This window comes from Kitasatospora sp. NPDC091276 (assembly GCF_040684355.1).
Taxonomy (GTDB): Bacteria; Actinomycetota; Actinomycetes; order Streptomycetales; family Streptomycetaceae; genus Kitasatospora.
Map to the genome: position 1 here is coordinate 168261 of NZ_JBFBFU010000010.1, position 20852 is coordinate 189112.

Here is a 20852-nt window from a genome sequence, read left to right on the forward strand (position 1 = left end):
GTTGGGGCGGGTAGGGCTGGGGTGCGTAGGGCTGCGGCGGGGCCGGGCCTCAGCCCTGGTCGGGTTCGAGCTCCGCCAGGGCCCGGGCGAGGTGCCCGCGCAGCTCGGCCTGCGGGAAGAGGCCGACGGCTCCGGTCAGGAGCACCGAACACCCTCCCGAGCGGGCCGGTTGCACGTGGAGGACGAGGTCGAGGTCCGCCCAGTGCTCGGGCACGGTGTCGTGGGGCGGGTCGTCCGGCACCACGGCCGGGTTCTCCTCCTGCCCGTGGACGACCAGCCCGGCCGCGCAGACCGGCGGCCGGAGCGCGGGGTCGACCGGATCGGCGAGCTCGGCGATGTGCAGCAGCGGCAGGTCGGCGTGGTCCAGGGCCGACAGCAGCGCCCGGTGGGCGTGGCCGGCCCCGGTGGCGCCGAGCACCACCGGCAGCAGGTCGACGGCGCGGCCGACGAGCGTTTCCTCGGTGGCCGCCGAGCGGTGGGAGACCGGCATGCCGATCACCGTGGACGTGCCGCCCGACATCCGGGAGACGATCCGGCCGAGCAGGTCGAGGAAGGCGGCCGTGGTGGTCGTGCCCGCCGTCCGGCCCGCCCGCTGGAGGCGCGCGTACGCGTCGGCGGGGAGGACCTTCCGCACCCCGTGGTTGCGGAAGGTCCTCGGGCCGGTGCGGCGCTCGGCGAACGGGTCCGGGGGGACCGGGCCCAGGCTGGTGCGCCAGTACCGCTCCAGTTCGGCGCGCCGGGCCGTGCGGCGGGAGGCCCTGGCGCGGGCGTAGTCGCTGTAGCGCGGGGCCGGCCGGGGCAGGTCGCGTCCGGCGAGCAGGGCGAGGAGCTCGTCGGCGAGGATGCCCACGGAGGCGCCGTCGCCCCGGTGGCGGGCCAGCCTCAGCAGCAGGTGCCGGACGGTGCCGTCCTCTCCGGTCAGCAGGACGACCTCCAGCCCCGGTGATCCTGCGGGCAGTGGCCGCTCGATCAGTGCGGTGTCCCAGTGGACCTGGGCGGGCTGGTCCGGCAGCGGGGCCACGGGGCAGGGCTGCCACGCGTCGTGCTGTCCCGTTCCGGCGGCCCCCGGTGTCGCCTCCGTCGTCCCGGGCACGGCCTGCGGGGCCGCCGGCCGCAGGGCCTCGTGCCGGGCGACCAGTGCGCGGACCGCCCGCTCCACGTCCCGCGGATCCACGGGGGCGTCGAGCCCGAGCAGCAGCGGAATCGGGGGAGCGGGGTGTCCGAGGGCCCGCTCCTGCTGGGCCACCAGGAGCTGTTCGGGTGTCTGGGAAGCGTCGGCTCCGGCGTCGGCGGGAGGCGGCGGTGCTGCTGCTGCTGCGAGCAACGTCCTGACCTCGGTGGCGAGTTCGGCGGCCAGCGGATGCGTCAGGACGGTGCGCACGGGGACCTCCGCCCCGAGGCGGCGGCTCAGCGCGGAGGCGATCCGGGCCGCCCCCAGCGACGCCCCGCCGAGGTCGTAGAGATGGTCGTCCAGGGTGGCCGACGGCCGGTCGAGCGCCGCCGCGAACGCCTCCACCACGGCGGCGGCCACCCGGTCGTGGGCGGCGGCGGGGCCCGCCGCCGTGCGCGCGGAGCGCACCATCGCCAGCAGCGCGCGGCGGTCCGCCTTGCCGTTGGCGGTCACCGGCAGCCGAGGGAGCACCCGGATCTCGCCGGGCACCATGTACGGCGGGAGGGTACGGGCCAGATGGGCGCGCACCGCCGCCGGGTCCGGGGCGGGCTCGCCGGTGACGAAGCCCACCAGGCGGCTGACGCGTTCCCCGACGACGACGGTGGCCGCCTCCCGCACCCCCGGCGCGTCCACGACGTGCCGGTCGACCTCCTCCAGCTCCACCCGGTGGCCGCGCACCTTGACCTGGTTGTCGCTGCGGCCGACGAACTGCACGCTCCCGTCGGCGTTCCACCGCACCCGGTCCCCGGTGCGGTACATCCGCGAGCCCGGGGGACCGGCCGGGTCGGGCAGGAACCGGGCCGCCGTCTCGGCCGGACGGCCCCGGTAGCCGCGCGCCACCCCGGTGCCGCCGATGTACAGCTCGCCGGTGACCCCGATGGGCACCGGACGCAGCGCGCCGTCGAGGACGTGCAGGCGCACGCCGGAGATGGGGTGGCCCACGGGCGCGGTGCCGCCCTCGGCCCCCGCCGCGCACCGGTACGACGTGGCGTCGATGCAGGTCTCGGACGGCCCGTACTGGTTGCGCAGTTCACCGCGGCCGACGCGCAGGTAGCGGTCGGCCTGCGCCGAGGGCAGCGCCTCCCCGCCGCAGAAGACGACCCGGGCCGGCAGCCGGCGCAGGTCCTCGTCGTCCAGGGCCGCGAGCAGGGACGGGACGACGTCGACCACGGTCGCGGAGTGCTCCAGGGCGGCCTCCACCAGGGCGGCCGGATGCGCCCCGAGGTCGACGCCGGGGAAGACCACGCCGGCCCCGGCGACCAGCGGTCCGAAGCACTGCCACAGCGACGGGTCGAAGACCAGGGGAATGGTCTGGAGCACCCGGTCGGGGGCGGCGAGGCCGATCGCCTCGCGGCGCCAGGCGAGCTCGTTGGCCAGCGCCCCCAGCGGCACCGGGACGCACTTGGGCGTACCGGTCGTGCCGGAGGTGAACACCGCGTAGGCAAGGTCCTGCGGGCCCGTGCGGGCCACGGGCGGCACCGCCGCCCCGGTGGCCGGGAGCTCGCGCGCGCCCCCTCGGGGGAGCCGGATCGTCCGGAGTGCCCTCCCCGGCGCGCCGCCGTCGGCACGGTCTTCGTCGGCATGCTCCCCGTCGGCATCGTGTGCGGGGGCGTCGGCCGTGCGGACGAGGAAGTCCGCCCGGGCGCTGCGCAGCAGGGCGCGGCGGCGTTCCACGGGGTCGTCGGGGCGCAGCGCGATGATCCAGCCGCCGAGCCGCCAGACCGCCAGGACCAGCGCCGGGTAGTCGGCGCCCGCCGGTACGTCCAGGGCCACCGCCGAGCCGGGGCCGACCCCGGCCAGGGCGAGGTGGGCCGCCGCGCGCTCGGTACGCTCGTGCAGCGCCCGGTAGGTGAGGTGACCGCCGGCGGTGTCCCAGACGGCGAAGGCCTCGGGGGTGCGCCGCGCCCAGTCCGCGAAGGCGTCGTAGGGCAGGCGGGCCCCGGCCGCGGGCGGCGCCGTGGAGGCGGCCGCGATGGTCTCGCGCTCGGCCGGGTCGCGTGCGTCGAGCGCGGCCAGCGGCGCGTCGGGGGCGGCGAGCACGGAGGCGAGGCAGCGTCCGTAGGCCCGCCCGAGCCGGGCGAGGGCCGCGTCGGTGTAGTGCTGCGGGGAGCCGGTCAGCCGGACGGCGGCGGTGTCGGCGTGTTCCGTGAGCTGCACGGTCAGCGCGCCCTGGTCGCCCTGGACGCGCACCGGCAGGGGGGTGACCGTGAGGGGGCCGGCCGGGCGCGGCCGGTTGTCCTCGTGGGTCAGGACGAAGGCGGCGGCGGGTACGGGCACGGCGGTGTCGTCGGAGGTCAGGGGGAGGGTCGGGTGTCGGGAACCGGTCAGGAGCTGCTCGCCGGTCCGCCGGGCCAGCGCGGCGAAGCCCAGCGCGGGGGGCAGGGGCAGGGCGAGGGGCATCGCGGAGACGAAGGCACCCACGGTGAGGTCGTAGCGCTCCGCCGCCCGGTTGGCGGTGGGAACGCTCACGGAGGCCGTCCGGGCGCCGGTGACCGCGCTCCAGGTGGCCGCGAACGCGGCGAGCCACACCGCGTGCGCCGTGCAGGCGTACCGCCGGGCGAACGCGTGGACCTGCCGGGTGAGGTCCGGGGGCAGCGCCAGCTCGGCGTGCGGCATCCGGGCGGCCTGCTGCGAGGCGGTCTGCCGTGTGGCGGCCTGTTCCGCGGTGGCCTGCTCCGTGGCGGCCTGCTGCGTGGCGGTCGGGTCGACGGCGAAGGGGAGTTCGGCCCCGTCGTCGGCGCTGCCGCTGGAGCGGGCCCAGTGAGCGGCGTGGGCGGCCAGCGCGGCCCGCCCGTCCGGCGACTGCTCCCAGTGGACGTAGTCGAGGTGCTGGGCGGCCGGCGCGGGACGGGCGGAACCGGGGCCGCCCCCGGCGGCGTACGCGTCCAGCAGGTCGTCGATCAGCACCCCCAACGACCATCCGTCGCAGACGGCGTGGTGGAAGGTCAGGAGGAGGGTGTGCTGCTGCGGCCCCTGGGCCAGCAGGACGGCACGGACGTACGGGGGCCGGTCCAGGCGGAACGGGCGCGCCGCCTCGGCGTCGAGGGCCCGGTCCCGCTCCGGCGCTCCCGGGGGCACCGGCCGCACCTCCAGCGGGATGCGGGCGGGCAGGTCGAAGCGCTGCCGGGGCACCCCGTTCTCCTGGCCGAAACGGGTGCGCAGGGCCAGATGGCGCCCGGCGAGGGCGTCCAGGCACGCGCGGAGCCGGTCGATGTCGAGCGGGCCCGCGAGCTGGAGGGCCAGGGGCACGGTGTAGGCCGCCGACGCGGCGGGGGACGCCTGCTCGGCGAGCCACATCCGGTACTGGGTGACGGAGAGGGGGTGGCTGCCGGCCGCGGCCTCCGGGCGGGGCGCGAGCGCCGGCTCCGAATCCGCCGATGACGGTGCGGCAGCCGCCGGAGACGCGGCCGCGGGGCTGCGCCCCTGGAGCCGGGCGGCCAGTTCGGCGCGCTGCCCGGGGGTGAGCCGGTCGAGGGGTGAGGCGGTCATCCGAGCTCCTCCCCGGCCTCGTCGAGGATCTGCTGGGCGATCAACTGCTCGACCAGCGCGTACTGGAGCCCGATGGACCGGGCCCGCAGCAGCTCGCCGACGGGGACGTCGACGCCGAACCGGCGGCTCATCCCGCGCGCCAGCCGGGCCACGGTGAGCGAGTCACCGCCCAGCTGGAAGAAGTCGGCCGTGTCGGGCACGTCGGTCACCCCCAGCTGTTCGGCCCACAGGGCGCGGAGGATCGCGACGGGGGTGTCCGCGACGGGCTCGGCCGCGTCGGTGACGGGTGGCCCGGGCGGTGGTCCTGGCGGTGCTCCGGGCGCCGGGGCGGCCGGCACCGGGTGGCGCGGGCCGTGGAACGGATAGGTCGGCAGGGGGACGGAGCGCCCCGGGGCCTGGAGCGGGGAGAGGTCCAGGGGGGGGCCGGAGCACCACAGCCGGCCGATCGCCGCCAGCACCGGGCGGGCGGTGGCAGCGGCCGGGGCGTGCGACGGCGCGGCGGGGGCCGGCGGCGAGGAGCCCAGCAGCGGGATCGCGGGCAGCCCGGCGGCTTCCGCGAAGCCGCTCAGCACCCGGCCGGGCCCGACCTCGACCGCGACGGCGTCGGGGAACTTCGCCCGGGCCGTCGCCAGCGCGTCCGCGAAGCGCACCGGCCGGCGGGCGGCCCGGGCGAAGTGGCCGGGGTCGGTGAGCGAGCCCTCGGGCAGCAGTTGCCCCTCCGTGTTCTCGATCCACGCCAGGGCGGCGGGGCGCACCTCATCGGCCGCCGGTGTGCCCCGCAGCGCGTCGGCCGCCGGTTCGATCAGCGGGGAGTGGAAGGCACGGGACGACCGCAGCACCTTGGCCGCGTACCGGCCGCCGATCCGCTCCCGGAAGGCCGCCACCGCCCCGGGGGACCCGGCGAGCACGGTGCTCGTGGCGGCGTTGACCGCCGCGACGCTCAGCTCGGCGCCGGTCTCGGCCAGCAGGGCCCGGGCCTCGGCCTCGCCGCAGGCCAGCGAGACCATCGCGCCCGGGGCGCAGTCCTGCATCAGCAGGGCCCGGCGTGCCACGAGACGGGCCGCGGCGTCGAGGGCGAGCGCGCCGGCCAGGGTCGCCGCCGTGATCTCCCCCAGGCTGTGCCCGAGCAGCGCGCAGGGGACCAGGCCCAGGGCGAGCAGCGCCGTCCCGGCGGCGTACTCGACGGCGAAGAGCGCGGGCTGGGCGAGCGCCGTCCGGGCGAGGCGTTCGGCGGGGAAGGCGGCGTCGTGCAGCGCCTCGTCCACCTCGCGGGCGAGCCCGGGGGAGAAGGCGGCCAGGCAGGCGTCCAGCGCGTCGGCGAACGGGGGCAGGGCGGCGGCGAAGGGCGCCGCCATGCCGGGGAACTGAGTCCCCTGCCCCGGGAAGAGCAGTAGCGCCGGGGCGGGGTGCGCCGCGGGCTCCGGTGTCGCCTCGGCCGGGGCCCGCAGCGCCGCCACGACCTCGGCCACGCTCGCGCCCACCGCCGAGGAGCGGTAGGGGAGTTCCGCCCGCCGGGTGAGGGTCCGGCCGACGTCCTCCAGCGAGGGGGCGGCTTCGGCGTCCTCCAGGTGCGCGGCGAGCCGCTCCCGCATGCGGGTGAGGGCCCGCGGGTCCTTCGCGGAGAGCACCACCAGCCGTTCCCGCCCGGGCGGCGGGGCGGGCGGCGCGGCGGCCGGCTCCGGAGGCTGCTCCACCACCATGTGCACGTTGGTCCCGCCCACGCCGAACGAGCTCACCGCGGCCCGGCGCGGCTGCGGTCCCCGCCACGGCCCGGCCTCGGTGGGCAGGGACAGCGGCGAGTCCTCCCGCTCCAGCAGCGGATTGGCCCGGCTCAGCCCGGGAATCGCGGGCACGTACCCGTGCCGGAGCACCAGCAGCGCCTTCACCAGCCCGGCGAGCCCGGCGGCGGCGTCGAGGTGGCCGATGGTCGCCTTGAGCGCGCCGACCGGGATGCTGCCGGGAGCGGCACCCAGCGATCGGTACACCGAGGAGGCGGCGGACCACTCGATGGGGTCGCCGACGCGGGTGCCGGTGCCGTGGCTCTCCAGGTAGCCGACGGACGCGGCGTCGACGTCGGCGGCGGCGAGCGCGGCGCGGATCGCCTGCTCCTGGCCCGCCGCCGACGGCGCGAGGAAGCCCGCCTTGGCGGTGCCGTCGTTGTTGACGGCGGAGCCCAGCAGCACTCCGTGCAGGGGGAGCGGGCCGTCCGCCACGTCCTCGTAGCGGCGCAGCACGACGCCCAGCGCCCCCGAGCCGCCGAGGGTGCCGTCCGCCGAGGCGTCGAAGGGGCGGCAGTGCCCGCTGAGCGACATCACTCCGCCGGCCATGGGCAGGTGCCCCGCCTGGGGGGCGTTGGCCGACGCGGCGAGCACCAGGGCCTGGTCGCACTCCCCGTTGTTCAGCGCCTGGACGGCCAGGTGGGCCGCGACGAGCGAGGAGGAGCAGGCCGTGAGGACGGTGAGCGCGGGCCCGGTCAGCCCCAGTTTGTAGGCGATGCGCGTCGCGAGGAAATCGCGTTCGTTGACGAGGAGCGCCTCCTCGAACTCCGGGGGCGCCAGCGAGCCGGAGGCCAGGAGCGCCCGCAGGTGACCGCTGCCGCTGGCGGCCGCGTACACCGCCGTCCGCAGACCGTCGCCGGCCGTGACGCTGTGGCCGGCGTCCTCCAGGGCGGCCCAGGCGCACTCCAGCAGCAGGCGGTGCTGCGGGTCCGTCAGCCCGGCCTCGCGGGGGCTGACGCCGAAGAACGCGTGGTCGAAGCGGTCGGGATCGTCGAGCGACCCGTGGACGGGGACGTAGGCCGGATCGTCGGCGAGGGACGCGGGGACGCCGCGGGCCGACAGCTCCTCCCGGCTCAGGCGCCGGGTCAGCACCCGCCCGTCGCGCAGGGCCTGCCACAGCTGTGCCACATCGGCCGCTCCGGGGAAGCGCCCCGTCATGCCGGTGACGGCGATGTCGAGGGAACGGTCGCGGTTCATCGGTCGGCCTCCTGGGCACGGCGGTCGCGGAGCGTACGGGCCGCGTCGCCGCGTCGGCGACGGGACGACCCGGCTGAGGGCGGTGGTTCCGTCCCGGGGGCGGGCGGCGGGTCCGTTTTCGCGCGGGCCAGCCGGGCCGCGAGGTCGGCGACGGTGCTGTGGCGGAAGAGGTCGAGGATCGGCAGCCGGACGCCGGTGTGCCGGTGCAAGGCCTCCTGGAGCGCCGGCACCAGCAGCGAATGCCCCCCGAGGTCGAAGAAGTTGACGTCGCCGGGAACCTCGACGACGCCCAGGACCTCCCGCCACGCCGCGGTGACCGCCGCGTGCCCGGGCGACACGTCCCCGGCGGGCCGGGCGAGCGCCGAGGCCCGGCGCCGGGCCGCCTCCTGCTCCAGGGCCCGCCGGTCGACCTTGCCGTTGGGGGTGAGGGGCAGCCGCTCCAGCGCGTGGACCACGGCGGGGACCATGAACTCCGGCAGCAGCTCGGCGACTTCGCGCCGGATGGCCTCCGGCCGCCCGCCGCCGGTGACGAAGCCGACGAGGCGCGCGCCGCGGTCGGCGACCACGGCCGCCTCCCGGACGCCCTCGGCGCCGCGCAGCGCCGCCTCCACCTCGGCGGGCTGCACCCGGTGGCCACGGACCTTGATCTGGTGGTCCAGCCGGCCGACGAAGGCGAGCGCCTCCGGCCCCTGCCACCGCACCCGGTCGCCCGTGCGGTACATCCGGGCCCCCGGCTCGCCGCTGAACGGGTCGGGCAGGAAGGCGCCGGCCGTCTCGGCGGGCCGGCCGACGTACCCCCGGCCCACCCCCGCGCCGCCGACGTACAGTTCGCCGTCGACCCCCGGGGGGACGGGCCGCAGGGCGTGGTCCAGGACGTAGAGGCGGTACCCCGGCACCGGGCCGCCGATGTCGACGGCCTCCGGCCCGTGGTAACGGCGGTAGCTCGCCCAGACGGTGGCCTCGGTGGGCCCGTACTCGTTGACCAGCGCCACCCCGGGCAGGACGGCGAAGTGGCGCCGCAGCAGCTCGTCCGGGAGCGGCTCCCCGGCCGTGACGACCTCGCGCAGGCTCCGCACCGCGTCGGGGCCGGCCCGGTCGGCGGCGGTGAGCAGCAGGGCGTGGAGCGAGGGCACGCACAGCAGCCGGGTGACCTGGTGCCGGGCGATCAGGGCGACCAGGGCCTCGGGGTCGCGGACCTCGTCGTCGCTCGCGACGACCAGGTGGCCACCGGCCGACAGCGTTCCCCAGATCCCGGCCGCGGCCGAGTCGAACGCCGCGGGCGAGAGCAGCAGGAAGACCGGCCGCCCCGGATAGACGGTGCGGCGGGCGGCCGTGGAGGCGGCCAGCGTGCCGTGCTCGATCACCACGCCCTTGGGCCGCCCGGTCGTCCCGGAGGTGTAGATGACGTACGCGGGATCGTGCGGTCCGGGCGGGAGGGGGACGGCGGGCGCGGCACTCCGGTCGGCCGCCGGCCCGGCCGTCGGCGCGGCACTCCGGTCGGCCCCCGGCCCGGCCATCGGGCGCAGGGGGACCACGGGGACCAGCGGGACCAGCGGCAGCCCGAAGGACGCCGCCCGCCCGGCCATGGCCGCGTCGGCGACGACGGCGCAGGCCCCGCAGTCGGCCAGGCACGCCGTCATGCGGGAGTCGGGGTGCCGGGGATCGAGCGGGACGTACGCGGCACCGGCGAAGTGCACACCGAGCAGCGCGGTCATCTGGCCCGCGGACCGCTCGGTCAGCACCGCCACCCGGGCGCCCCGGCCCGCGCCCCGGGCCGTCAGCCGGGCGGCGAGGTCCAGGGCGTCGGCCCGCAGCCGCCCGTACGTGAGCTGCTCGCCCCCGGCGACCACGGCGGTCCGCTCCGGTGCCTCCCGGGCGATCCGGGCGATGAGCTCGCTCACCGGGACCACCGGCGCGAACGGCTCCGGGCCCCGCCCCCACTCCAGGGGGAGGCGACCCGGGTCCAGCGCCACGGGGAGCGCGGCCGGTGCGGAGGGCTCGGCCGCCAGCGCGAGCAGCGCCCCGCGGATCCGCTCGGCCAGCTGCCAGGCCTGGTCCGTGGTCCACCGGTCGGTGCGGTGGAGCACGTCCAGCCGGGCGCCGTCAGGGGTCTCCCGGAGCAGGATCTCGACGTCGTACTTCGCGATGGCCGCCGGGATCTCCACCGGGCGGGCGCGGACGCCGGGCGGCGCGGCCGTCGCCGGGGCCGGCTGCTCATGGTCGACCAGCACCTGGAACAGGGGGGCCTGCCCCGGACCGGCCCGCAGACCGAGCTCCCGGACGAGTTCGTCGAAGGGGTGCGCGCGGTGTGCGTGCGCCCGCAGGAGGGCCGCGTGCGCCTGGGCGACCGCCTCGCCGGCGGTGCCGCCGGGGCGGGGGCGCAGCCGTACCGGGACGGGGTTGACGAAGAGGCCGACGGCCTCGTTGAAGCCGGGCGGTCGGACGTCCATGGTGGTACCGACCAGGACGTCGCCCGCCGCGCCGTACCGGTCGGCCGTCACCGCGAACGCCGACAGGACGAGGACGAGGACAGTGGTGCGATGCGTACGCGCCGCCTCGGCCACGCGCTGCCACTGCGCCGCATCCAGCGGGACGCCGACCGTCGCCGCGGTGCGCCGGTGCGGGCCCGGCCGGGGCCCGCCGAGGGCGACCGGCGAGTGGGCGGAGACGCCGGCGAGCTCCTCGGCCCAGAAGCGGCGCAGCCGTTCGGCCTCGGCGGGCGACGGTCCGGGGACGGCGCCCGCCGGGGCGGGCGGGAGCGCCGGGCCGCCGGCCAGCCGGCTCAGCAGCTGCTCGGTGATCAGCTCCGTGGAGCGGCGGTCGAGCACGAGGTGGTGGCCGACGAAGACCAGCACGTGGTCCCCGGGGCCGGTCCTGAGCACCCGCAGCTCGACCAAGGGCTCCTCGAACAGGTCGAAGGGCCGGTGGGCCACGCGCCGCAGGTGCTCCGCCAGGGCGTGCCCGGGCACGTCCCGCACGCTCACGGTGAACGCCGTCAGGGGCCACTGCCCGCGCCCGGGGGCCACGTCGTCGTCGATGACCCGCAGCCGAGTCTCGGGGTGGGCGGTGAGCACGTCGTGCCAGGCCGCCTCCAGGCGCCCGGGATCCAGCGGACCGCTCAGCCGCAGCGCCCAGTACACGGTGAACTCATGGCTGTCCGGCTCCGCCCGGTGCAGCAGCCACAGCCGCCGCTGGGCGGCCGACAGACCGGCGGGCGCAGCCGTGGACGGGCCCTCCTCGCCGCCGGCGGGCGCGGCCCGCGCGATCAGGTGCCGCAACCCTTCCGGTGTCGGGTCGCCGAAGAACGAGGCGAGGTCGACGCGCACCCCGCACTCCTGGTTGACCTCGGCGACGAGCCGGGCCGCGTCCAGTGAACTCCCGCCGCAGGAGAAGAAGTTGTCCCCGTTCGAGGCGGGCGGGCGGCCGAGCGTCAGCGCCCAGAGCCGGACGACGGGGTCCGCGCCGCCATCCGGCGGCTGCACGGGCACGGGCACGGGCAGGGCACGCTCGTCGACCTTTCCGCTGAGCGTGAGCGGGAACGCGTCGACGACCTCGATGTGCGCGGGCACCGCGGCGGGCGCCAGCCGCCGGGCCGCGAGGCTGCGCAGCTCCCCCGGCACCGGAACCGGCCCGGGGCGGCGGGGGGTGACCCAGGCGAGGAGCCCCGCCGTCCCGATCGGACCCCGGCGTGCCACGTGGGCGTCCTGGACGCCCGGCGTGCCGCGCAGCACCTCCTCCACCTCGTACGGGTCGACCCGCTGGCCGCGCACCTTCAGCTGGTGGTCGGTCCGGCCGTGGTAGATCAGGTGTCCGTCGGCACCGAGGGTGACGCGGTCCCCCGTGCGGTACATCCGGGCGCCGGGTGCCGGGGCGAAGGGGTCCGGGAGGTAGCGCTCGGCCGTGAGCGCGGGGGCGTTGAGGTAGCCGCGGGTGACCAGCGGCCCAGCGAGGTACAGCTCGCCGCGGGAACCGACCGGCACGGGGCGGAGGTCGGGGCCCAGGACGTAGGCCGAGGTGCCGTCGAGGGGCCGGCCGATGCTGGGGGTCCCGTACTCGTCGAAACCGCACCACGTGGTCTGGATCGTGACCTCGGTCGGACCGTAGCCGTTGGATCCCCTGACACCCAGCTCGCGCAGCCTGCGCCAGGTCGTGGCGTCGACCGCCTCGCCCCCGAAGTCCAGCTCCAGGCCCGTGCGTTGGAACATCTCCTCCACGCCGAAGGGGCGCATGGCGGCGAACATCGACGGCGAGGTGCTGAGCAGGCGCACGTCGTTGCGCTCGACCCACTGCACCAGCGCCTGCGGATCGCGGTACGTGGCCTGGTCGGCCACCACCAGGCAGCTGCCCCGGAAGAGGTAGAGGAGCTGCTGGAAGAAGACGTCGAAGGAGACGGCGGCGGTGACGCCGACCCGGGCGGCCCCGGCTCCCGCCGGCTGCGCGTCGACGAGGACGGCGAGACCCCGGTGCTCGACCATGACGCCCTTGGGGCGGCCGGTGGTGCCCGAGGTGTGCAGGACGTACGCCAGATCGTGGGGGCGGGCGCCTTCGGCGTGCGCGTTCTCGGCGTCCGGGGCCTCGGTGTGCGCGTCCTCGTCGACGATCGTGAGCGAGGCGTCGAGCCGGTGGCGCGACGCGGGGTCGCACAGCACGAGACGGGTACCGGTGTCCGCCACGACGTAGGCGAGACGGGAGTCGGGCTGGGAGGGGTCGAGGGCGACGACGTGGGCCCGCACCCGCCACGCCGCCAGCACGGACGCGACCAGGGCGACGCCCCGCTCGCGCAGGACGCCCACCGCGGTGCCCGGGCCCGCGCCGTGGCGGCGCAGGGCGGCGGCGAGCCGGGCGACCTCGCGGTCCAGGCCGGCGAAGGTGAGGAGGTCGTCGCCGCACCGCACCGCCGGCCGCCGGGGCTGTGCGCGCACCCAGGCGTCGAACCGGTCCATGAGGGGCTGTGCGTGCTCCGACGGATCGGCCGGTGCGACGATCAGGGACGGCGTCGCCGCGCTCGTCGAGCGGGGCAGCGGTGCCCCCGGGTCGCGGGCGAGGGCGAGCAGGACCCGGCGGTAGACGGCGAGCAGTTCGGCGGCGGCCGCGTGGGTCGTGCCGCCGCGCACCCGGCGCGTCACCGTCACCGAGGCGTCGTCCGCCCGTAAGCAGAGGTCGAATTCGAGGTCGAAACGAGTGAGGCCGTTCGTTCCGCCGGGGTGCCCGGCCGGGGGAGCGGCTCCGGGAGCTTCGAGGGCTTCAGGGGCTCCGGGGGTTTCAGTCGCTTCAGTCGCTCCGGGCGCCTCCGGTGCGTCTGCGACGGGTGCCGCCGCCGGCTCTCGCACCGCTTCCATCGCACGGACGGTGAGCCCGCCGAGTGCCGGCCCCGGGAGGGGGTCCCGCAGCTGGAAACTGACGGTGAGTCCGGGCGCCGCGGCGTCGAAGAGGTCCGCGCTCTCGTGGATCGGCTCGTGCGCGTGGGACAGCGCCTCGGCGACGGTCCGCCGCACACCGTCGCAGAGCTCGGTGCCGGAGGCTCCCGAGGGCCACCGCTGGCGCAGCGGGACCATCCGCGCGAAGCAGCCGACCAGCGACACGGTGGCCGGTGTCCGGGAGGCGAACGGTGTGGCGACCATGACGTCGGGGGCGTCGCCCTGCGTGGCGAACGCCGCGTAGAGGGCGGCGAGTCCCATGAGGTACGGGGTGACGCGCAGGCGGCGGGCCGCCGCGCGCACCGCGTCGGCCTCGGCCGGGGGCAGCGGGAGCACCAGGACGTCGGCTTCGGCCGTCCGGGGGCCCGGGGTGCGCGGCAGGGCCTCCGGCCACTGGGCGTCCGCCAGTTCGAGGGGCCAGAAGCGGGAGGGCTCCGCCGGCGCGGGCGGGTCGGATACCGCGGGCGGTGGCGGTGTGAAGGGGGGCCCGCCGCCGGTGCGCGCGTTGTACGCGGCACCGATGTCCGCCAGCACGTTCTCCAGCGACGCCCCGTCGCACGCGATGTGGTGCACCAGGAGGGAGAGCACATGGTGGTCCGGTCGGTGCCGGAACAGGTCGACGCGGACGGGGCAGTCTCGTCTCAGGTCGAACCGGTGGCGCCCGACGGGCGCCCAGGGCGTGGCGTCGACCGTCGTGGCCGTGTCCATCGCGGTCCATCGCGGCTGCGGCGCGCCGGGAACCCAGGAGGGCACGCCGTCCTCGTCGACGAGCCGGCGGGCGAACACGGGGTGCCGGGCGACGGTCTCCTCGACGGCGCCCTTCAGGGCCTGCTCGTCGAGCTGCCCGCGCAGTTCCCAGACGCGGTGGATGTTGAAGGACTCCGGCTGGTCCCGACAGGTGAGCCAGATACCGAACTCCGGGGCCGAGAGCGGGAATGCGAATTCGGCATCCGACGCCGGACCCGAATCCGAAACCAGGTCGCTCCTGTTCACTTCGGTTGCCCCTTCCGTACGTGCTGGCGGCACTCGGCCGGTGGTCCGAGCGCGGGGTGTCGAGAGGAAGAATGAAGCTGTGCGGCCATCCGGGCATGGGGCTCTGCAAACTCGAAGAGTTCGCCCGTGAGCGGGCGGATGCCGGCGACGGCGAATCGATAGGGGAACCGGGGGCGCGTACGTGAAGGTGCGGTCGGCGCCCTCGGGGATCGGTGCCCCGGGTCGGACCTCCGGCATGCCGGGGTCCGTTCACGAAACGAGTCTGTATGTACCCTGGGAATTTTTCAAGAACGAGCAAACGGAATGTCTCATTCTCGAAGGTGCGGGGAAGGCGACTTTCTGGACATAGTGCTGCGCCCGCCTCTCCCGACACCGGATCCAGTGTTTCCGCCGGCGCTCCTGCCGTCCTGGGACCCGCGCAAGAGCGCACTTTGGGGCGAATCACACCGTTGGTTTGAGTGAAACCTGTGGACCTTGCGAAGGTTGGTTAAAGGATGTTATATGGCTCGGTAAATGAGCTCCGGTCCTGGATTGGCGCACTTCTCGAAGTCTTGACCCCTGTGGTACGTTCCAGGCGAAGGTGTATCTGATCCGATTCGTCGGCTGCGCGCGGTGAGCGGAGACCCCTTATTTCGACAGGGTTCGAAAGGGTTCGACAGGAGCGGAAAATCCTGTGGATCGCGGACCTGAAGTCGGTATTCATCTGGCTCCCGCCAATTCATCGACCGCCCGCCTGGCAGGCGGCCGTGCCCCGCAGGCAATATCTCGACAGGGAGGTCTCATGGGTCTGCAATTCGGCTTCTGTTTCGGTACCTCGTTGCGTCATGACGTGACGCGGGGCCACTTGTGGAAATTGCTCGACGCGGTGGAGCAGCACGGATTCGATTCGTTCTGGTTCTACAACAACAACGGGGACGACATGCCCCCGCCGCTTGAGCTGGCACGGGAAGTGGCCCACCGGACATCTGCCTTGGTATTCGGTCCGCACGTCCTGGTCGCCGCCGGCCTGGAACCCTCCGCCGTGGTCCGCGAACTGACCGACCTGTACCGGCGGTCCAACGGCCGGTTCGTCGCCCAGCTCGGCATCGGCGGCCCCCGCGAGGCCCTCATCCGAGACCCCGCCGAAGCGGCCGCCGCCCTGGAGGACATCCTGCGCCGCCTGCGCCGCCTCGTCGGGGAGTCCGCCGGGGAATCCAGCGGCAGCGGCCCGACCGGGGTGCCGCCCGTGTGGTTGGGCGGAGGCAGGGAGAGGACCGTACGGCGCGTCGCCGCCCTCGCGGACGGCTGGGTCCCCGCGTTCATCACCCCCGCCGAGTACCGCCGGCGCCTGAAGGTCCTCGACGAGGAGCGACAGCACCTCGGCCGCACCGAGCACATCACCCGCGCGGTGCAGCTCGTCTACGTGCCGCCCGCCATCGACACCCCCGAGCTCCGGCGCGAGCTGGACGCCGAGGTCTCGGCCCACAAGCAGGGCTGCACCAGCCGCGACGTCTATGCCGTCGGCGGCGACCGGGCGTTGCGCGAGCGCCTGGCCGAGTTCGCGGCCGTCGGCGTCGAACACGTCATCCTGGTCCCCGCCCGCGCGGTCCCCGACTGGGAGGACGAGATCGCCCGGCTCCACCACACCGTCACCACGTCGTTGGGGTAGCACTTCCGTGGCTGCGTGGCTCCCGGTTCTCCTGGAGGACCCGCGCTCCTGCCGTTTCGGGAGCGCCAACGTGCGGATCCTGAGCCGGAGATGAGCGACAGCACCCCTGTTATGGTGCGCTTATGTCATCGATCAAGAAGTTCCAAGTCACCTTCGACTGCGCGGAACCCCAGCGCGTCGCCCGCTTCTGGTGCGAGGTGCTGGGGTACGAATCGCCGCCGCCGAACGGGTTCGCCACCTGGGACGAGTACGACCGCTCCCAGCCTGCTGAGGACCGGGGTTCGTGGTCCGCCTGCAGTGACCCCACAGGCGAGGGCCCGCGACTGTTCTTCCAGCGCGTTCCCGAAGGCAAGGTCGTCAAGAACCGGGTGCACCTCGACGTGCGGGTCGGCACCGGGCTCGTGGGCGAGGAGCGCCTCGCCACGCTCGAAGCCGAGTGCACCCGGCTGGTCGCGCTCGGCGCGGTACGCGTGCAACTGCTCTACGACGGCCACGATTCGTGCATCGTGATGCAGGACCCCAACACACGTGACTACCAGTTCTGTGCAGCTTAGCCGCAGGTCAGCACCAACGACAGAGCCCCGCCCGGCGCTTGGCCGGACGGGGCGTTTTGCTGTCTGGCGAGACCTACTCAGTGCGAACGGCTCGATGGTGCGGGACGGCCCAGCACTCACGCGACCAGCCAGGGCGGGGTCTGGCGGGTGCAGGTCAGGCTCGGACGAGTTCGGCGGCGCGCTGCCCGAGGTCTGCGGCGCCGGGAATGCCACGCCGGGCCCAACTCGTCATCGTGGTACGGACTTTGTGAAGGTCCTTCTTGTGTCGGTCCGAGACGACTCCATCCATGAAGTCCAGGGACTGACCCCAAATCCCCACGGCTTCGTCGTGGCGGCGCTGAGCGGCGACCGACCGGGCCAGGTTCCCGAGCGTCAGGGCGTGAATGCGCCGGAACGCCTCGGGGTCACGACCGGCGAGGGCTGCGCGGTGGTGACGTTCGGCCGCCTGGTGGTCTTTCAGCTCGGCCAGCGTCTTGGCGGTGTGAGAGGCGACAGTTGCCGCTACCGGCCCAGTAGCCGCCGTGAAGGACGCGGGCGGCGTCGCGGTGTCAAGCATGGCGTCCTCGGCCGCCAGTAGCGCCGCTGCGGCCTTTTGCCCGCTCCCCACAGCTCCGTACGCCCTGGCGCTCGTGATCAGCAGCAGGGCCTCGGTCTGTGGGTCCACCTTCCCACGCGCTCGCCGCAGGGACTCCTCCGCCAGTTCAACGCAGAACTCCGGCTGCTTGAGGTTGAGGGCCTGATGAGCGAGGGCACGCATCATCCAGGCTCCGTGTCCCGTCGGATCGCTCTCGCAGGCGAGTTGGTAGCCGAGGAGGTAGTACCGCTGTGCGGCGCCCTCCCGGCCCAGGTCGTGGTACTTCCACGCGGCGAGGTACGACAGTTCGGCAGCCACGCCGTAGGCGTCCCGGCGAATCGCCTCGGAGGGGTACACGGCCTGGAGCATCGGCACCACCGTGTCGGTCAGGTAGGTGGTCACCGCGCTCAGCCCGTGCCCACCGCCAAGACGCTCGTCAGCGGCAGTGAACACGCCGGTGATGTGCCGGACGGTGGCCACCTCGCCGACGCCCACCCGGCCGCCGGACCTTCCCGCTCGCAGGGTCGCTGCGACCGCATGGTGATCGTAGGTCAGCGGCAGCGCCACGGCGGCGGTGGCGAACGCACTGGCGAGGAAGTCACGGCGGGACTGCATCACGGCTCTCCCGAGGTCGGCGGCGGTGGCCAGCGGGTCGGCACTCATAACCTCCCCGATCGCTTCCGACCCTAATCCGATCTCCGCCACGGTTACCTTGCGGCGCGTCTTCCGGGTAAGGGCCTCGGCAAGATACTGCGGCGTGCGCCCGGTGGGGGTACCGCCGGCCACCCAGTGAGCGACGGCCGATGGAGCCGTGGCCAAGTGCTCCCCCGCCTCCGAAGCGACCGTGCGCACTGTCGTCGCCAGGGCCTGGTACGTGCATCCGGCCTCCGCGATCACCCGGGCCAGTGCTTCGTTCGGCGCCTTAGTGTCCGTCAACTGTCGCCCCCAATTGCGATCTTGAACGGGTTGAACGGGATCGGTGTGCTCACACCGTACCGCCGGAGCGTGACTGACTGTTCACTGATTGCACCGACAGGCCAGGGGGTTCCCGCCGACTGGCACGGCAATGACGACACCTGCCGCAAGCCACGCGGTGAACCCGCCACCGGTCGGCAAGCTCCTCCCCGAACCTCGGGGAGGAGCACCAATCCGCAGCAGTACCTATGGAGGGAGCACAACCATGTCCGACAGCACCCAGGTCAGCAACCTGACGCGGCGCCTGGACCACTCGGTGCCGGACGGCGACTTCGCGCCGGTGGGCGTCGAGTCCCTGACGCGGCGGCTGGACCACTCGGTCCCGGACGGCGACTTCGCGCCCGTGGCCACCGAGGTCTGACAGCAACTCCGAACTGATGCCGTGTAGTTGACGGCATGGCGGGTCGGCTCGGACGACCACCCGGGCCGGCCCGCCGCGCGGCATCGCCACACAGCCCCAAGCAAGGAGAGACCATAGTGAACACCACCATCGCCACCAGCGTCCCGGCTGGCTCCTTCTTCGATCTCGGCCGGAAGGACCCGGACCTGCTCCGCCTGCGCGAGGAGGGCGCGGAGAGCACTCTGCCGTTCGCCTTGATGGAACGCCTCATCAAGTCCGGCACCCCCTACGCGCAGCACGCCCGTTCCCTGCGCAGCGAGAGCGTGACCGTGGCCGGAGTGACCTTCGACTGGTTCGACGCCCAGCTTCCCGGCGAGATCGCCAACGAGATCAACCTGACGAGCTACGAGATCGCCGAGCACACCGATGACCGCCGCGCAGCACTGTCCGAGGCGCTGGACCGCCTGTCGCTGGTCCACCCCGAGGGATTCGCCCGCGTGCGCGAGTTCGTCCGTGGGATGTTGTGGGTCGGGCTCAAGCCCGGGGTCCGCGCTTCTTCGCTGACCAGTTCCAGTGACCCGGCGCTCCCGTACATCGTCGTGTTTTCCGACAAGGCCCGACACCACATCCCGCCGAACACGGTCAGCCCGGAGCCGTCCCCCCGGTTCCTGGCGGAGAACCTGCTCCACGAGGGAACGCACCAGTCGATCAGCTTCCACGTCCTTCAGCACCAGGTCTTCGCCGACGGGTACTCGTCGAAGGAGTCCCCGAAGATCGAGATCAAGTGGCGAGCGGGTCAGGGCGTCGCGCGCAACCAGTACTGGGAGGTGGACCGGTCCTTCCACGCGACCTGTGTCTACAACCAGTTGCTGAGGTTCCGCCGCACCGAGCTGGACCGCGACGACCTGACCGCCACCGAACGCACGTGCTTCCAGGCCGCCTACGACGAGGGCCTGCCCGCCGTCCGCTACCTCATGCGCGAACTCGAACTCCTGAGTGAGAACTTCACCCCGCACGGGGTGGAGCTGCTGGCCGACCTGCGCCGGCAGACCGACCAGCTGTAGTGCCACCCTGAGCAGAACCGAACGAGGAGGGTCCGGTGCTCCAGCACCTCATCACACAAGACGCCGGCCTGCGGATGGTCCCGACCGACCGGAGCAAGTTGGCCACCGCGGTCGGCCAACTCCACGACGACCTAAGGGCTTTGCCCGAGGGGACCGACCTTGCCCGCACCCGGGTCCTGACCAGATGGATCGGTGTCGGCCAGATGTGCTTGGGCCACCACGAGGAGGCCCTTTCGTTCCTGCGTCAGTCGCTCGACTTGGCCGCAGCGAGCGGCAACACCCGAGCGGTCGTAGCCACGGGGCTCAACCTCGGCGACGCCCACCGCTACGCTGGCGACATGCGGACTGCGGATGCGCTCTACCGCAGCGCCCTGGGCACCGCGCGGAGCCAACACCCGGAGCTGGTGGACTTCGCGCTCCAGCACACCGGTAAGTACCTGATGGAGCGCGGTGACCTCGCGGGGGCAGAGGCTCACCTCCGGGAAGCGCTGCGGCTGCGGATCGCCAAGGGCGACACCGAGCTGATCGAGTCCACACAGGCAGCACTCTCGCGGGTGGAACTGCTGATCGCCCGCGCCGCCGCACCGGGAGCGGACGACACTGCGCCTCGCCGGTGGAACGGTCAGTGGACCACGTGGCTCCAGTCCCACACCACGGCCCGCAGCCCGGACCGGTGGGCAGAGGACTTCCCCGCTATTCGGGGCGCCGTACGTGGGCTGACCGCGCATCAGCGGGTCCACCCGCGACACCTGCGCGACCAGCCGTTCCCCACCGAGCTGATCACCGCGATGGCGCAGGAGGCCGAGGAGGCCCTGGCCATCAACGGCTACCTTCACAACGGCAAGTGGAACGCAGCCGTGGGCGATGCCGCGAACCGGTTCGCTGGGCAAGTCGATCTCGCCGCAGTCGTCACGGAGTCCACCGGCCTGGAAGTCGAGCAGCCGCACAACGGCGTCTATATCGCCTATCTGGAGGAGGGGCAGTTCCTCGACTTCCACGTTGACGAGTTCGGGTTCGGCGAGGCCAACCTGATCCTGTGCCTCAAGCACGAGCGTTCCGCGGCGGCTCCCACCGTGAGCACTACCGTGTTCATCGGCGCCGACGGCTACCGTGCTTGCGATCTCGCGGCGGGCGAGTGCGTCGTGTTCGATGGGGCGATCACCCCGCACGGTAGGACGCCCCTTGGCGCCGGAGAACGCGTGACCCTCATCAGCTTCGGATTCCGGGCGCGCGATGTGGCCAAGCGTTCGGCCGCTCACCTCCCGGCCGCTCCGCGCTGAGTACGGGAGGTTCTTCACAAACGCAGAAAGGCCCCGCCTCGCTCCCCTGAGGGAGAACAAGGCGGGGCCTTTGCGACTCTCTTGATCTGTGACTCTCCGCGCAAACGGGTCTAGTTGCGGCGAGGGTTTTTTCCCTCCCTGCCGCGCTTTGGGCCCTGGGAGGGGAGTCACCCCCCTGGGCAAACCCGCAGGTCAGGGGCTTTGCATGGGCTTTTGGCGCTCCGAGGCCCATCCTCCGGGCTGGTGAACGGCCGTCTCGCGGCTGTGACAGGACGTGCACAGCGGGCGGAGCCGTGACCAAGCGTCAGGATCGGGCACGCCTCGGGCGACCAGTGAGCGGCGCGACTCGGGGAAGTGGTCAGCGACCACCGC

At 74.3% G+C, this 20852-nt stretch carries 9 protein-coding genes; 5 read left to right on the forward strand and 4 right to left on the reverse strand.

Annotated features, from left to right (window positions below):
• Window positions 1–49: 49 nt before the first annotated feature.
• Genes AB0O19_RS15120 through AB0O19_RS15130 form a run of 3 tightly spaced genes read right to left on the reverse strand, consistent with a single transcriptional unit; the run spans window position 50 to window position 14045 of the window.
• Entirely contained in the window at window positions 50–4660 is a 4611-nt protein-coding gene (locus AB0O19_RS15120; protein ID WP_363619763.1) for an amino acid adenylation domain-containing protein, read from the reverse strand.
• Complete coding sequence (locus AB0O19_RS15125) at window positions 4657–7635, reverse strand: beta-ketoacyl synthase N-terminal-like domain-containing protein (protein WP_363619765.1); 2979 nt, start codon at window positions 7633–7635, stop codon at window positions 4657–4659. Before AB0O19_RS15125 ends, AB0O19_RS15120 begins: the two co-directional genes overlap by 4 nt.
• Window positions 7632–14045, reverse strand: a complete 6414-nt coding sequence (locus tag AB0O19_RS15130; protein ID WP_363619767.1) for an amino acid adenylation domain-containing protein — start codon at window positions 14043–14045, stop codon at window positions 7632–7634. Before AB0O19_RS15130 ends, AB0O19_RS15125 begins: the two co-directional genes overlap by 4 nt.
• Before the next feature lie 781 nt (window positions 14046–14826).
• On the opposite strand from AB0O19_RS15130, the gene AB0O19_RS15135 reads away from it, so the two are divergent.
• Both AB0O19_RS15135 and AB0O19_RS15140 read left to right on the forward strand, forming a co-directional pair.
• Window positions 14827–15693, forward strand: coding sequence for an LLM class flavin-dependent oxidoreductase (locus AB0O19_RS15135; RefSeq protein ID WP_363619768.1), 867 nt, complete (start codon window positions 14827–14829; stop codon window positions 15691–15693).
• A 122-nt stretch (window positions 15694–15815) separates the two neighbouring features.
• Window positions 15816–16247, forward strand: a complete 432-nt coding sequence (locus tag AB0O19_RS15140; protein ID WP_363619770.1) for a VOC family protein — start codon at window positions 15816–15818, stop codon at window positions 16245–16247.
• A gap of 154 nt (window positions 16248–16401) precedes the next feature.
• On the opposite strand, the gene AB0O19_RS15145 is transcribed toward AB0O19_RS15140, so the two are convergent.
• Window positions 16402–17757, reverse strand: coding sequence for a tetratricopeptide repeat protein (locus AB0O19_RS15145; RefSeq protein ID WP_363619771.1), 1356 nt, complete (start codon window positions 17755–17757; stop codon window positions 16402–16404).
• 244 nt (window positions 17758–18001) lie between these two features.
• Here AB0O19_RS15145 and AB0O19_RS15150 point away from each other — a divergent pair, with 244 nt between their 5' ends.
• From AB0O19_RS15150 to AB0O19_RS15160, 3 genes are all read left to right on the forward strand, one after another.
• Entirely contained in the window at window positions 18002–18157 is a 156-nt protein-coding gene (locus tag AB0O19_RS15150; protein ID WP_209414820.1) for a hypothetical protein, read from the forward strand.
• A gap of 116 nt (window positions 18158–18273) precedes the next feature.
• Entirely contained in the window at window positions 18274–19200 is a 927-nt protein-coding gene (locus tag AB0O19_RS15155) for a hypothetical protein (protein ID WP_363619772.1), read from the forward strand.
• A 35-nt stretch (window positions 19201–19235) separates the two neighbouring features.
• A complete protein-coding gene (locus tag AB0O19_RS15160) occupies window positions 19236–20480 on the forward strand; it encodes a hypothetical protein (protein ID WP_363619774.1) in 1245 nt (414 codons plus the stop codon).
• The last annotated feature ends 372 nt before the right edge of the window (window positions 20481–20852 follow it).

Excerpts from the sequence above, each read along its gene's own strand:
- AB0O19_RS15120 (WP_363619763.1), bottom strand. The coding sequence starts at position 4,660 with ATGACCGCCTCACCCCTCGACCGGCTCACCCCCGGGCAGCGCGCCGAA.
- AB0O19_RS15125 (WP_363619765.1), bottom strand. The coding sequence starts at position 7,635 with ATGAACCGCGACCGTTCCCTCGACATCGCCGTCACCGGCATGACGGGG.
- AB0O19_RS15135 (WP_363619768.1), top strand. The coding sequence starts at position 14,827 with ATGGGTCTGCAATTCGGCTTCTGTTTCGGTACCTCGTTGCGTCATGAC.
- AB0O19_RS15140 (WP_363619770.1), top strand. The coding sequence starts at position 15,816 with ATGTCATCGATCAAGAAGTTCCAAGTCACCTTCGACTGCGCGGAACCC.
- AB0O19_RS15150 (WP_209414820.1), top strand. The coding sequence starts at position 18,002 with ATGTCCGACAGCACCCAGGTCAGCAACCTGACGCGGCGCCTGGACCAC.